The 12,443-nt window shown below is 71.3% G+C and carries 11 protein-coding genes and 1 pseudogene; 7 read left to right on the top strand and 5 right to left on the bottom strand.

Annotation, left to right across the window (positions count from 1 at the left end):
• Together KBX53_RS08135 and KBX53_RS08130 are read right to left on the bottom strand one after the other, a co-directional pair.
• Positions 1-523, bottom strand: a 523-nt coding sequence (locus tag KBX53_RS08135) for a hypothetical protein (protein ID WP_210858385.1), incomplete at its 3' end; no start/stop codon positions are given.
• A gap of 114 nt (positions 524-637) precedes the next feature.
• On the bottom strand, positions 638-2,206 hold the full coding sequence (locus tag KBX53_RS08130; RefSeq protein WP_210858383.1) for a C40 family peptidase: 1,569 nt from the start codon (positions 2,204-2,206) through the stop codon (positions 638-640).
• Positions 2,207-2,445: 239 nt separating this feature from the next.
• On the opposite strand from KBX53_RS08130, the gene mqnE reads away from it, so the two are divergent.
• The 3 genes from mqnE (at position 2,446) to KBX53_RS08115 (ending at position 4,440) form a co-directional block, all read left to right on the top strand.
• A complete protein-coding gene (mqnE, locus tag KBX53_RS08125) occupies positions 2,446-3,615 on the top strand; it encodes an aminofutalosine synthase MqnE (protein WP_210858381.1) in 1,170 nt (389 codons plus the stop codon).
• Positions 3,616-3,638: 23 nt separating this feature from the next.
• Positions 3,639-4,076, top strand: a complete 438-nt coding sequence (locus KBX53_RS08120; protein ID WP_210858379.1) for a hypothetical protein — start codon at positions 3,639-3,641, stop codon at positions 4,074-4,076.
• 73 nt (positions 4,077-4,149) lie between these two features.
• Positions 4,150-4,440, top strand: a complete 291-nt coding sequence (locus KBX53_RS08115) for a DUF4229 domain-containing protein (protein ID WP_210858389.1) — start codon at positions 4,150-4,152, stop codon at positions 4,438-4,440.
• An 87-nt stretch (positions 4,441-4,527) separates the two neighbouring features.
• Here the strand turns inward: KBX53_RS08115 and KBX53_RS08110 are convergent, their stop codons facing one another.
• Positions 4,528-5,865 (bottom strand): C39 family peptidase, encoded by a 1,338-nt coding sequence (locus KBX53_RS08110; protein WP_210858377.1) that lies wholly within the window; start codon positions 5,863-5,865, stop codon positions 4,528-4,530.
• 210 nt (positions 5,866-6,075) lie between these two features.
• On the opposite strand from KBX53_RS08110, the gene KBX53_RS08105 reads away from it, so the two are divergent.
• The 4 genes from KBX53_RS08105 (at position 6,076) to KBX53_RS08090 (ending at position 11,179) form a co-directional block, all read left to right on the top strand.
• Positions 6,076-7,953 carry a M14 family metallopeptidase gene (locus KBX53_RS08105; RefSeq protein WP_210858375.1) on the top strand — a complete coding sequence of 626 codons (1,878 nt, stop codon included), beginning with the start codon at positions 6,076-6,078 and terminating at the stop codon, positions 7,951-7,953.
• Positions 7,954-8,311: 358 nt separating this feature from the next.
• Positions 8,312-9,241 (top strand): ABC transporter substrate-binding protein, encoded by a 930-nt coding sequence (locus tag KBX53_RS08100; RefSeq protein WP_210858374.1) that lies wholly within the window; start codon positions 8,312-8,314, stop codon positions 9,239-9,241.
• A 58-nt stretch (positions 9,242-9,299) separates the two neighbouring features.
• Positions 9,300-10,379, top strand: a complete 1,080-nt coding sequence (locus tag KBX53_RS08095; RefSeq protein ID WP_210858387.1) for an iron ABC transporter permease — start codon at positions 9,300-9,302, stop codon at positions 10,377-10,379.
• Positions 10,376-11,179: an ABC transporter ATP-binding protein gene (locus KBX53_RS08090; protein ID WP_210858372.1), complete on the top strand. Its 804-nt coding sequence runs from the start codon at positions 10,376-10,378 to the stop codon at positions 11,177-11,179. Before KBX53_RS08095 ends, KBX53_RS08090 begins: the two co-directional genes overlap by 4 nt.
• Before the next feature lie 161 nt (positions 11,180-11,340).
• Here KBX53_RS08090 and KBX53_RS08085 read toward each other — a convergent pair whose 3' ends face one another.
• Entirely contained in the window at positions 11,341-12,105 is a 765-nt protein-coding gene (locus KBX53_RS08085; protein WP_210858370.1) for a VOC family protein, read from the bottom strand.
• A gap of 94 nt (positions 12,106-12,199) precedes the next feature.
• Positions 12,200-12,443 (bottom strand): annotated as a pseudogene (locus KBX53_RS08080) (ABC transporter permease); the annotation flags it as partial.

Below are 12,443 nucleotides of genomic sequence, written 5' to 3'. Positions count from 1 at the left end.
GTACCGATGCGGTGGCCTGAGCAGGGGGCGCGTCGACCACTGCCGGCTCCCCGACGTCGGTCCCGCTGCTGTCCGCGGCGGCGTCGGTCCCGCCGGGGGCGGCACCGGCGGGTACCTCGGCGGCGGGCGCATCGTCATCGGCGTCGGTCGAGGCGTCCGCGACGACCGGTGCCGTGCTGCTGTCGGCCGCCTTGGCTTCGCTGGCGGTTGAGCTGATGTCGCTGTCGGCGGGGCCGCTGTCGGCCGCCTCGACATCACTGTCAGCGGAGCGGTCGGCCGGGCTGGCGGCGGTCACCGGGTCGACGGTGTCGGCCGGGCTGGCGTCGCTGTCAGCGGAGCCGGTGCCTGCCGGGCCGGCGTCGCTGTAGGCGGAGCCGGTGTCGGTCAGGCTGGCGTCGCTGTCTGCCGGGCTGGTGCCTGCCGGGCTGGCGGCGGTCACCGGGTCGGCGGTGTCCGGCCCTGGTGGGTCGGCCTGGTCGACCACGGGGTCGACAGTCTCCGCCGGATCTTTCTGCTCGGCCATTTCCGCCCTCCGCGCCATGCTCGCACCCGGACCCGTGACGTCGGGTCGGATGTGCCTGGTTGTCACGGTGCCACAGATCTCCCCGAGCGGACAGCCGGAGCGGGTCGTGGCGGATCAGCCCGCGTCGCTGGGGGTGGCCGTCGCGCTGCGGGTGCCGGTCGCGCTCGTGCTGGCCTTCGGCGTGGTCGTCGGCGTGGTCGTCGGAGACGCGCTGTTCGGTGCGCTGGGCGGTGCCGGCGGCAGGGTCGTCGGAGTGTTGCTCGGGGTGTTCGACGGCTTCGGCGTGGTGCTGCCGGTCGGCGTGGGCGTCGGGGTGGTCGTCAAGGTCGGCGTCGGGGTCGGCGTCGGCTTGGTGGTCTTCGTCGGCGTCGGCGTCGGCGTCGGCTTGGTGGTCTTCGTCGGCGTGGGCGTGGGCTTCGGCGGCGTCGGCTTCGGGGGCGAGACGGGCGGGGTCGGATTGGTCACTACCGGTGCCGGCACCGCGCCGATCACCCGGGTGGCGGCGTACAGCCGGGACCAACGGACGACCGAGATCTTGACGACGTCGCCGGTGGTGGGTGCCTGCACCATCTTGCCGTTGCCGATGTACATGCCGACGTGGTGGATCGTCGTCCAGCTGCTGCCCGAGGCGAAGAAGAGCAGGTCGCCGGGGAGCAGCGCGCTCTGCGGAACCGTGCGTCCCCGGGTGGCCGCGTACTGGTCGCGGGAGACCCGGGGCAGGTCGAAGTAGTCGGCACCGGGGGAGCGGTACGCCGCCCACATCAGGCCGGAGCAGTCGAACTGGTTCGGCCCCTCCTCGGACCACTTGTACGGGTCGCCGAGCTGGGCGAGCGCGTACCGGACCGCGGCCAGTGCCCGGGGGTGCGCGGCCATGCCGCTGATGCTCTGGTTGGAGACGTAGCCGGCGCCGATCTGCTGCTCGGTGGCTTCCTGCTGGCGTTCGATCTCGATCAGCGCGGCGGCGTTGTCCTTGCGCAGCTTGAGCAGGCTCGCCTCGGCGGCGCGCAGCGCCGTCTCGCCAGTGGTGAACTCCAGCTCGGCGGCGGCGAGCAGGTCCTTGGCCTCGCTGTGCTTCTGGTACGCGGCCTGCTCACCGGCGCGGGCCCGGGACAGCTCCCCGGCCACCCCGGTGGTGCCGCCGTCGACCTTCTCGCCACGGGTGATCGCCTGCAGGCGGCTCAGCCCACGGATGTCCTGGGCGAGGTCGCCTGGCGGGAGCGCGGCGGCCTGCTTGATGGCCTCGGCGGCGGCGGTGTCGGCGGTCTGCTGGGCCCGCAGCAGGGCGTCCTGTGCGGTCGCCAGCGCCTTGCCGGCCGCGTCGAGCTGGGCCTGCGCGTCGACGCGTTTCTGTCGGCTGACCAGCAACGCCTCGCCGAGCGTGCCGACCTGAACCTCGCCGGCGGCGATCGCGGTGGCCAGCGGGCCGCTGCCGATGTTGACCACCGGCGGGACGGGCACGCCGGCGACCGGTGCGGCGCCGGGCAGCTGGAGCGAGCCGGTGACCGCCGGGCGGGAGCCGGTGTCCGGCACGGTGGTCGGCACGCCGGGCTCCGCGTATGCGGGGGTGGCCAGCACCGCTGCGGCGATGGCACCGAGCAGGGCGGCCCAGAGCTTCGGACGCAGGACCGGCGAGATCACCGGGCTCCGTCGTCGCTGCCGTCGCCCGCGCCCGCTGTAGACCATGCCGCTCCCCGTCCAACCGCTCGTCGTCGCGCTCGGTGGGCGCGACCGCCGGGACGGTACCAGTGTGTGTGTTCCGCCCCACCTTGTTACTACCGCACCTCGCCACTCATGTCGATGCGTTGTCGGGTTACGGGAGGCTGAGAGTCTGGTGAAGTGGGTCGCTGCCGCCGACCGTGCCGCCGGGCCCGTCGGCGCCGCGACGTACGCTCGATCCGGACCGCAGGTGGAAGGGACGTGCCATGGACGCCGGACTCAAGCGTGAGCTCGAAGCGAAGGTGTACGCCGGTGAGCGGCTGACCCGGGAGGACGGGGTCGCCCTCTACGAGAGCGACGACCTGACCTGGCTGGGGCGGCTGGCGCACCACAAGCGCACCGAGCTGAACGGCGACCGGGTGATGTTCAACGTCAACCGGCACCTCAACCTGACCAACGTCTGTTCGGCGTCGTGTGCGTACTGCTCGTTCCAGCGCAAGCCGGGTGAGAAGGACGCGTACACGATGCGCATCGACGAGGCGGTCCGCAAGGCCAAGGAGATGGAGGACGAGCAGCTCACCGAGCTGCACATCGTCAACGGTCTGCACCCCACGTTGCCCTGGCGTTACTACCCGAAGGTGCTGCGTGAGCTGAAGGCGGCGCTGCCGACCGTCAAGCTCAAGTGCTTCACGGCGACCGAGGTGCAGTGGTTCGAGAAGATCAGCGGCCTGAGCGCCGACGAGATCCTCGACGAGCTGATGGACGCCGGCCTGGAGTCGCTGACCGGTGGTGGCGCGGAGATCTTCGACTGGGAGGTCCGCCAGCACATCGTCGACCACGCCTGCCACTGGGAAGACTGGTCGCGGATCCACGCCCTGGCGCACAGCAAGGGCATGAAGACCCCGGCGACGATGCTGTACGGCCACATCGAGGAGCCCCGCCACCGCGTCGACCACGTGCTGCGGCTGCGCGAGTTGCAGGACGAGACCGGCGGGTTCGCGGTCTTCATCCCGCTGCGCTACCAGCACGACTTCGTCGACTCGGCGGACGGCAAGATCCGTAACCGGATCCAGGCCCGCACCACGATGGCCTCGCCGGCCGAGTCGCTGAAGACGTTCGCCGTCTCCCGGCTGCTCTTCGACAACGTGCCGCACCTGAAGAACTTCTGGGTGATGCACGGGCTGTCGGTGGCTCAGCTGTCGTTGAACTTCGGCGTGGACGACCTGGACGGTTCCGTCGTCGAATACAAGATCACTCACGACGCCGACTCGTACGGCACCCCGAACACCATGCACCGCGACGACCTGCTGCACCTGATCTGGGACGCCGGCTTCCAGCCGGTCGAGCGGGACACCCGCTACAACGTGGTCCGGGAGTACGACAAGGCCCAGTCGCTGGCCGAGCGGCGCGCCGAGCCGCAGCAGGTCTGGGCCTGAGTCGCCACGTACCCTCGCAGTCGATGACCGAGCAACGAGGATCTGAGCAGCAGGGCGGCTTTCCCCGCCGGGACGACCAGGGCCGCATCAGTACCCTGGGCGACCTGCTCGGGGTGTGCCTGGCCGGCCTGGTCATCGGCGTGCTCGCGTTGGTGCTGTTCGAGTGGGGCTTCGCGTCGCTCGGCAGTGGCGAGTTCGGGCACACGAACGGCTGGCTGGCGGTGATCCTGCCGGCCTGGCTGTTCTGGGACGACTTCCGGGCCTGGGAGTTCGGCGCGGCCAGAGTGGCGGCAGCGGTGGTCGCGGCCGCCGTCGGGGTGTTCGCCGGGCTCCTGGTCGCCGGTCTGGGCTCCGGATTGCCGCCGCTGCTCTCCGGCGCGTTGGGGGCGGCCGCGTTCACAGTGGCGTACGCGATCGTCTGGTTCCCGGGCGTCCGCTGGCTGGCCCGGCGGACCGGCTGAGCACTACCGCCCGCCGGGCGGCTCGAACCTTCCGCCGGCAGTGGCGGGCGACGGAGAGAACGGAGTGGTGCAGGTGAGCGCCGCGCTCAAGTACACGCTGGGCCGGATCGGGCTGTTCGTCGCCGTGCTGGCGGGCCTCTGGCTGATCGACATGAACGTGTTCCTGAAGCTGATGCTGGCGTTGGTGTTCTCCGCCGCGCTCTCCTTCTTTCTGCTGCGCGGTTGGCGGGACGAGATGGCCGGGGAGATCGCCGAATCGGCCGAGCGCCGCAAGGCGGAGAAGGAACGCCTCCGCTCCGCCCTGGCCGGCGAAAACCCCCCAAACCCCAATCCCACCGACCCGCCCACCGATTCCCCGCGTTGATCATGAGGTTAGCGGCTACGACACACCGAGTGGCGGCCGCTAACCTCATGATCAACTCCGAAGAGGTGGGTGGCGGGAGGGGTGGGCCTACCAGTTGGTGGAGCCGGGGACCTTGGGCCAGGGCTTTGCGGTGGGCTTGATCAGGTAGGCGATGCCGCCGGAGCCGCCGGAGACGCCGCCGCTGGCGTTGGTGCGCTTGGTCCGCAGCCAGATCTGCTCGAACTGCGCCCGCTTGTAGACGTTGCGCACCACGTCGTTGCTGGACGAGGCGGGGTCGTTGACGATGACGTCGCCGTCGGCGGTGAAGCCGACCACCACGAACAGGTGCCCGGAGGTGCCGTAGTTGGCGCCGTCCAGTTCGCTGGCGAGGAAGGACTGGCTGGTCACCACGGGGATGCCGGCGGCGATGAAACGCTCCAGCTCGTCCAGCGAGTGCAGCCGGGTCACCCGACCCTCCAGCCCGGGGAAGCTGGCCGCGTACGCGGTGTTGAACGGCCAGTTGCCCGCGCCGTCGTACGCGTAGTCGTAGGTCATCCGCGCGGCGTGGTTGACCGTCGGGTCGGGGTAGGTGGGGTCGACCCAGGAGGTGTCGGCCGCCGACGGTCCGCGGCCCCAGTACTCGACCACCATCTCGGTCGAGGTGGGCGAGCACCACGCCTCGCCGCCGCCGTCGTACTCGGGGTAGTGCCCGCTGTGCACGTTCTGCGAGTAGCGCGGCACCGGCAGTTCGACGCCCCAGGCGATGTGCCCGGCGCTCGGCGGCACTGTGAACCGGTCCGGCACTGTCGAGCTCATCGCGCCCAGCATCCGGACCACCGGCGCGGCGCTCTGCCCGGGCGCGCGGTAGAGGGTCAGTTTGAGCTGGTACGACCGCAGCAGCACCCCGGCCGCAGCGTCGTCGATGCTGAACGTGTCGGTCCAGATCGTCGACCAGGGGTCGCCCTGTCGGTTGACGCTGGTCCGCTTGATGTCGGTGTCGCCGGACGCCCAGCGGCCCAGCACGTACCACGGGGTCTGGTCGCCGCTGGTGTAGTTGCCCTGCATCTCCACCTGGATCCAGGTGCCGGCCGGGGTTTCCGCGTTCCAGGAGGCGATCAGTTCGGTGGCGTCGAACCCGATCCGGGTCACCGGTGAGGTCCAGGTGCCGTACTCCCAGGTGCGGGTGGCGCCGGTGTGCGGGTCCGCGTACTCGATGGTGCCGGCGGGGCGGGCCAGGGTGACGCCCGCGCGGGCGCCGGGCACGACGCGGGTGCCGGCCCGGCTGCCCCGGTGCCAGTCGGCGGGCCCGGACCAGTCCTGGTAGGTGATCTGCTCGTCGTGGGCGGGGGCGGGCGGGTGTGCCGCCATCGCGGGCGCGGTGGTGGTGAGCAGGGTGAGCGTGGTGACGCCGGCGAGGGCGGCCGCGCGCAGGCGGGATCTGGCCATGGGTGCTCCGCGGTGTCGAGGGGGCATCGTCGCTGGTCAGTTTTCCGCTTGGAGGGAAGTTTCGCCAGACGTTGATAGGTGGAAAATCATTGCCGCCGTGATGATCCTCCTGGGATGCATAAGGCAGCGATCGATATTGATATGACCATGTGACAGGTGGTGAAGTGTCCTTCACCCAGCGGGATCTCCCGCCCTTCGAGGAGGTAGTCCATGGCCCTCCGCACGCCCATCCCCTTCCGCCGTGTCCTGGTGCTCGCTGTCGTCACCGGGCTGGGCATCGTCACCGTCGCCGCCGGCCCGGTCGCCGCCCGACCGGCACCGGACCGCACCGCAGAGTCGGCCGCCGCCAGCTACCGGGTCCTCGGGCCCCGGACCCTCGCCGACCGCAACGCGGTGGCCCGCACCGGAGCCGCCATCGACTACTCCGAACACGGCGTGCTGCACATCTCGGCCACCGCGAGCGAGGCCGCCGCGATCGGCAAGCTCGGCTTCCGGCTCGAACCGCTCGCCCCGCCGCCCAACGCGGAGCGCGGCGCCGGCGAGATCGGCACCCTGGCCTTCCCGCCGGCCGACTCCAACTACCACGACTACGCGGAGCTGACCGCCGTCGTGAACCAGGTGGTCGCCGACCATCCGGCGATCGCTCGCAAGATCAGCATCGGTTCGTCGTACGAGGGCCGCGACCTGATGGCGGTGAAGATCTCCGACAACGTCGGCACCGACGAGAACGAGCCGGAGATCCTGTTCAACTCCCAACAGCACGCCCGTGAGCACCTGACCGTCGAGATGGCGATCTATCTGCTCAACCTCTTCACCGACAGCTACGGCAGCGACTCCCGGATCACCAACATCGTCAACGGCCGGGAGATCTGGATCGTGCCCACCGTCAACCCGGACGGCAGCGAGTACGACATCGCCACCGGGTCGTACCGATCGTGGCGCAAGAACCGCCAGCCCAACAGCGGCTCGTCCAACGTGGGCACCGACCTGAACCGCAACTGGGGCTACAACTGGGGTTGCTGCGGTGGCTCGTCCGGCTCCACCTCGTCGGAGACCTACCGGGGGCCGTCGGCGTTCTCCGCACCCGAGACGCAGGCGCTGCGCAACTTCGTCAACAGCCGGGTGGTCGGCGGCGTGCAGCAGATCAAGGCCAACATCGACTTCCACACGTACTCGCAGCTGGTGCTCTGGCCGTACGGCTACACCACCGCCAACACCGCGACCGGGATGAACGCGGACCAGTACAACACCTTCGCCACCATCGGCCAGCAGATGGCGGCCACCAACAACTACACCCCGGAACAGTCCAGCGACCTCTACATCACCGACGGCGACAGCCTCGACTGGATGTGGGCCACCCACAACATCTGGGCGTACACCTTCGAGATGTACCCGGGCTCCGCCAGCGGCGGCGGCTTCTACCCGCCCGACGAGGTGATCCCCGCACAGACCTCGCGCAACCGGGAGGCGGTGCTGATCCTCAGCGAGTACGCCGACTGCCCGTACCGGGCCATCGGCAAGCAGGCGCAGTACTGCGGCGGTGGTGGCGGCACCACTGTCTGGTCGGACACCTTCGAGACCGCCACCGGCTGGACCATCAACCCGTCCGGCACCGACACCGCCACGGCTGGCGCGTTCGAGCGGGGTGCCGCCCAGGCGACCACGTCCTCCGGGGCCAAGCAGCTCACCCCGTACGCCGGCTCCAACGACCTGGTCACCGGCCGGCTGGCCGGCTCGGCGGCCGGTGACTACGACGTCGACGGCGGCGTGACCAGCGCCCGGTCGCCGGCGGTGACCCTGCCGTCGTCCGGCACGCTGACCCTGTCGCTCGCCTGGTACCTGGCGCACGGCTCGAACGCCTCGTCGGCGGACTACCTGCGGGTGAGCGTGGTGCACAACGGCGGAACGACAGCGCTGCTCACCCAGGCCGGCGCGGCCAGCAACCGCAACGGAAGCTGGGCGGTCGCGAACCTCAACCTCACCCCGTACGCCGGCCAGTCGGTCCGCATCCTCGTCGAAGCGGCTGACGCCTCCGGAGCGAGTCTGGTCGAGGCGGCTGTGGACAACGTCACCATCACGTCCTCCTGATCGGGTGGGGCCCCGTCCCGCCCCCCCGGCGGGGCCCCACCACCCGCTCCCGATCCTCCTGATCCGGGACATACCCCTCACCCTGCGGCGGTCCAACCGATCGTCGCGCGCCGATCGATCCTTGATCGATCCGGCACGTCCCGGCGGTGCGCTACCGTCTTACCGACCAGCCCGCAGCGAAGCCGGTGCGAAACCCGGCGCTGTCCCGCAACTGTGATGCCCCACCGGCCGGTGGGGACGAGCCAGGTCGCCTGCGGACCGGTCGCGATACGCGCTCTCGAGGAAGGGCGCCTCGTGGGCGGGCGTACGAAAGTCCCTGTCGGCGAAGCACCACACTCCTCGACCGACAGGAGGCCCCATGAACAGACGTACCCCTCGGCTCTTCGCGGCGACCCTCGCGGTCGCCGCGCTCACCCTCGGCGCCTGCGCCGAGAAGGCCGACGACACACCGAGCACCGGCACCGCGGCCGCCGCCTACCCGGTGACGGTCGGGGCGCTCACCCTCGACAAGCGGCCCGAGAAGATCGTCGTGCTGTCGCCCACCGCCACCGAGATGCTCTTCGCGATCGGTGCCGGCCCGCAGGTGACCGCCGTCGACGACCAGTCGAACTACCCGGCCGACGCGCCCAAGACCGACCTCTCCGCGTTCCAGCCGAACGCCGAGGCGATCGCCGGTAAGAACCCCGACCTGGTGGTGCTCTCCGACGACCGCAACAAGATCGTCGACCAGCTCGGCAAGCTCAAGATCCCGGTGTACCAGACCCCGGCCGCGACCACGCTCGACGACTCGTACCGGCAGATCACCGAGCTGGGCACGCTGACCGGGCACGCCGACCAGGCCACCGACGTGGTCACCCGGATGAAGGACGACATCACCAAGCTGGTCAAGGACCTGCCGCGGCGCGCCGAGAAGCTCACCTACTTCCACGAGCTGGGCCCGGAGCTGTACAGCGCCACCAGCAAGACCTTCATCGGCTCGCTCTACAGCCAGGTCGGCCTGACCAACATCGCCGACCCGGCCGACGCGGACGGCAAGAACTTCGGCTACCCCCAGCTGTCCCAGGAGTTCGTCGTCAAGGCCGACCCGGACTTCGTCTTCCTGGCCGACGCCAAGTGCTGCCAGCAGAACGCCGACACGGTCAAGGCGCGCAGCGGCTGGGCCGGCCTCACCGCGGTCAAGAACAACCAGGTCGTGGCCTTGGACGACGACATCGCCTCGCGCTGGGGCCCGCGGGTCGTGGACCTGCTCCGGGTGATCGTCGACGCGGTCGCCAAGGTGCCCGCGTGACAGTCGTCAGTCGGTGACCGGGCCACTGCCCGCGCCCCGGCCGGCCGGGCCGCTCGCGGTGGCCCGGCCCTCCGGGCCGCTGCCCGTCGCCCGGCCGGCCGGGCTGCGCAAGCGTTGGCTGGTCGCGGGGTTGTTCGCGGTGCTCGTCGCGCTCGTCGCCGGGGTGTCGCTCGGCCCGGTGAGCCTGCCCCCGGGCAGCGTCGCCGCCGAGCTGCTCAACCTCGTTCCCGGGGTGCACCTCGACAGCGGGCTGACCGAGCGGGAGATCGCGATCGTCACCGAGCTGCGCCTGCCCCGAGTGGTGCTGGGTCTGGTCGTCGGCGGTCTGCTCGCCCTCGCCGGTGGTTGCTACCAGGGCGTGTTCCGCAACCCGCTGGCCGACCCGTACCTGCTCGGGGTGGCCGCCGGCGCGGGCCTGGCGGTCACCGCGGCGATCGCGCTCGGCGGCGGCGGCCGGCAGGGCACGCTCTCCGGGCTGCCGATGACCATTCCGTTGGCCGCGTTCGCCGGTTCCCTGCTCGCCGTCACGATGACCTACGTGCTCGGTGCGGCCGGCGGGCGACGCGGGTCACCGGCGATGCTGATCCTGGCCGGGGTGGCGGTCTCCGCGTTCCTCTCCGCCGGGCAGACGTACCTGCTGCAACGAAACGCGGACAGCATCCAGCCGGTCTACTCCTGGCTGCTCGGTCGGCTGGCCACCGCCGGCTGGCACGACGTGCTCCTGGTGCTGCCGAACGCCGCGCTGACCACAGTGGAGGTGCAGCTGCACCGCCGCGAGCTGGACGTCCTCGCGGTCGGCGACGAGGAGGCGCGCAGTCTCGGCCAGCACCCGCACCGCACCCGCTACCTGTTGATCGCCGCCGCCTCGCTGGGCACCGCGGCGGCGGTCTCCGCGACCGGGCTGATCGGCTTCGTCGGCATCATCGTGCCGCACACCGTCCGACTGCTCGCCGGCTCCAGCTACCGGGTGATCCTGCCGATGTCACTGCTGTTCGGCGGCGCGTTCCTGGCGCTGACCGACGTGGTGGCCCGGACCGCCGCCGCTCCGTCCGAGGTGCCGATCGGTGTGGTGACCGCCCTGCTGGGCGGCCCGTTCTTCGTCCTCGTGCTGCGGACCGCCCGGCGGGTGCTCACGTGAGCCGCGAGCCCACCGCCGGTGCGCCGGCCGTCGCGGTGCGCGGGCTGCACGTCGACCTCGGTGGCACGCCGATCCTGACCGGCGTCGACCTCACCGTCACGGCCGGCGAGTGGGTCACCGTGATCGGCCCGAACGGCGCCGGCAAGTCGACACTGTTGCGCGCCGTCGGCGGCCTGCTCTCCGCGCCGGGAGCGATCACCCTCTTCGGTACGCCGAGTGCCGCGCTGCGCCGTCGGGACCGGGCCCGGGTGGTGGCCACGGTGGCCCAGTCCCCGGTGGTGCCGTCGGGCATGTCGGTGCTGGACTACGTGCTGCTCGGCCGCACCCCGTACATCCCGACTCTGGGCCGGGAGTCGACCGCCGACGTCGACGCCGTGCACGAGGTGCTGGGGCGGTTGGACCTCACCGGCTTCCACCATCGCGAACTGGCCACCCTCTCCGGCGGCGAACGGCAGCGGGTGTTCCTCGCCCGGGCGCTCGCCCAGGGCGCGACGCTGCTGCTGCTCGACGAACCGACCAGCGCGCTCGACATCGGGCACCAGCAGGACGTGCTCGAAGTCGTCGACCAGCTGCGCCGCGAGCATGGCCTGACCGTCCTGGCCACGATGCACGACCTCTCCCTGGCCGGTGAGTACGCCGATCGGATGGTGATGCTCGCCGGCGGTCGGGTGGTGGCCGCCGGGACCCCGTCCGAGGTGCTGACCGAGGAGCTGCTCGCCGCCCACTACCGGGCCAGCGTCCGGGTGGTGCCCGGTGCGCACGGCCCCCTGGTGGTGCCCGTCCGTCCCACCCGCCGGTAGCCGCCCGGCTGCGGCCCTCGGTGTCGAATTGCACCGCAAGATCGTGCTCGAACTCGGAAAGAGTGGTATCCGAGCGTCAGAACACCACGACATCCAGGTTCGAGCACGATCTTGGCGGGAGGCGCCGTGCTCGGCGCGCTGGCGAACAGTTCCGCGCGGGGTCAGGGGCCCAGGTCGATGACGGAGAAGAGGGCCCCCTGGGGGTCGCGCAGGGCGGCGAACCGGCCCGCCGGGATGTCCCGGGGCGGGACCAGGATCGTTCCGCCCAGCTCGGCGGCGCGGGCCGCGGCGGCGTCCGCGTCGGCCACCGCGAAGTACACCGTCCAGTACGCGGGCAGGTCGGCCGGGAAGTCCTCGGCCAGTGGCGGCATCATCCCGGCGACGATCTGCGTCCCCAGCCGCCACCCGGTGTACGTCATGTCGCCCACCGCCTGGTCGTCCGGCTGCCAACCGAACACCAGCTCGTAGAAGATCTTCGCGCCCTCGGGGTCGGGGGTGACCAGCTCGTTCCAGCTCATCGCGCCCGGCACGTTGAACACCTCGGCACCGGCCATGGTCAGCGGCTGCCAGACGCTGAACGTGGCACCGGCCGGGTCGGCGAAGACCGCCATCCAGCCCCTGTCGAAGACCTCGAACGGTGGGACGACGACCTGCCCGCCGGCCCGTTCGACCCGACCGGCGACCAGCTCCGCGTCGTCGGTGGCGAGGTACGTCGACCAGATCGGAACCTGGTCCGGGATCGCGGGCGGGCCCACGCCGGCCACCGGCCTGCCGTTGAGCAGGAAGACCGTGTAGCCGCCCGCCTCAGGCTCCGGGGTGACCTGGCCGGTCCAACCGAACAGCTCCGGATAGAACCGCCGGGCGTCGGTCAGGTCCGGGGTGGCCAGGTCGGCCCAGCAGGGCGTACCCGGCGGGACGGTGCTCACGTCAAGACCCCTCTCGGCCGGGGCGGCCACGGCGGCCCCCTGTCGGAATCCTGGCACCGTCCCGCCGCGCCCCGGGGAGGAAACGGACGAATCTTTAGCTGAACCGGCGACCCTCGTCCCGTCGGTACGCCCAGCCGGCGAGCGCGGCGAGCAGCACCACCCAGACGCCGAGCATGATCAGCGCCAGCGGCTCCACGTCGTAGTCGCCGACCGCCGCCCACATCAACTCGGCAGCGCCCCGGGTGGGCAGGTAGGGCGCGATCGTCTCGATGAACCCGGGCGCCTCGCCCGGCGCGGAGAGCAGGCCGCCGCCGAACGCCAGCGGCAGGAAGATCAGC

Origin of the sequence: Micromonospora sp. M51, assembly GCF_018070305.1 — a bacterium.
Taxonomy (GTDB): domain Bacteria; phylum Actinomycetota; class Actinomycetes; order Mycobacteriales; family Micromonosporaceae; genus Micromonospora; species Micromonospora parva.
Note: the sequence above shows the minus strand (reverse complement) of the source record. Positions and strands in the feature narration are given on the sequence as shown.

What these genes read in the sequence shown, in the direction of transcription:
- KBX53_RS08120 (WP_210858379.1), top strand. Translation starts at nt 3,639, where the DNA reads ATGACCGAGCAACGAGGATCTGAGCAGCAGGGCGGCTTTCCCCGCCGG.
- KBX53_RS08100 (WP_210858374.1), top strand. Translation starts at nt 8,312, where the DNA reads ATGAACAGACGTACCCCTCGGCTCTTCGCGGCGACCCTCGCGGTCGCC.
- KBX53_RS08105 (WP_210858375.1), top strand. Translation starts at nt 6,076, where the DNA reads ATGGCCCTCCGCACGCCCATCCCCTTCCGCCGTGTCCTGGTGCTCGCT.
- mqnE (WP_210858381.1), top strand. Translation starts at nt 2,446, where the DNA reads ATGGACGCCGGACTCAAGCGTGAGCTCGAAGCGAAGGTGTACGCCGGT.
- KBX53_RS08110 (WP_210858377.1), bottom strand. Translation starts at nt 5,865, where the DNA reads ATGGCCAGATCCCGCCTGCGCGCGGCCGCCCTCGCCGGCGTCACCACG.
- KBX53_RS08130 (WP_210858383.1), bottom strand. Translation starts at nt 2,206, where the DNA reads ATGGTCTACAGCGGGCGCGGGCGACGGCAGCGACGACGGAGCCCGGTG.